General features: G+C 49.7%; 1 protein-coding gene. It reads right to left on the reverse strand.

Translation table 11 applies throughout. The features are described from left to right. Positions 1-43 precede the first annotated feature (43 nt). A partial coding sequence (prfA, locus tag A3750_RS03700) for a peptide chain release factor 1 (protein WP_068548028.1) occupies positions 44-847 on the reverse strand: 804 nt, incomplete at its 5' end.

The raw sequence follows: 847 nt of genomic DNA on the forward strand, positions 1-847 counted from the left end.
GCATCAGCAATGGTTAGCGACATGACAGTACACAACAAGAGCGCTAGCCCTCGTTAATACTCGCGAGCAGTTCAGCCTGATGCTCCTGCAACAGAGGATCAATAATCACCCCAAGATCACCCTCCATGACCTCTGCCAACTTGTACAAGGTTAAATTGATGCGATGATCGGTGACACGCCCTTGCGGATAGTTATAGGTTCGAATACGCTCAGAACGATCACCACTACCCACCAAGCTCTTACGCTGGCTGGATTGCTCGGCCGCTGCGGCTTCTTGCTCAGCACTTAACAGTTTAGATGCAAGCAAGGTCATCGCCTTTGCCTTGTTCTTGTGTTGCGATCGCTCGTCCTGACACTCAACGACAACACCGGTTGGCAAGTGGGTAATACGAATTGCAGAATCTGTTTTGTTGACGTGCTGACCACCCGCACCAGAGGCACGAAACGTATCAATCCGAAGATCAGCCTTATTGATTTCCACATCATCCACTGACTCAATCTCAGGCATAACGGCAACCGTACACGCAGACGTATGAATGCGGCCCTGCGATTCTGTCTCTGGTACGCGCTGCACTCGATGCGCTCCAGATTCAAATTTCAGCGCACCAAATACACCATCGCCAATCACGCGAGTAATAATCTCCTTGTATCCGCCATGCTCACCCAAGCTTTCGCTGACGACTTCCATTTTCCAACGTCTTTGCTCTGCATAACGAGAGTACATGCGAAAAAGGTCCCCAGAAAAAATCGCCGCCTCATCACCACCTGTTCCAGCTCTAATTTCAAGAAACACGTTGTTACCATCGTTTGGATCTTTTGGCAGTAAAAGTACCTGCAACTCGTCCGT

The organism is Oleiphilus sp. HI0079 (genome assembly GCF_001635105.1).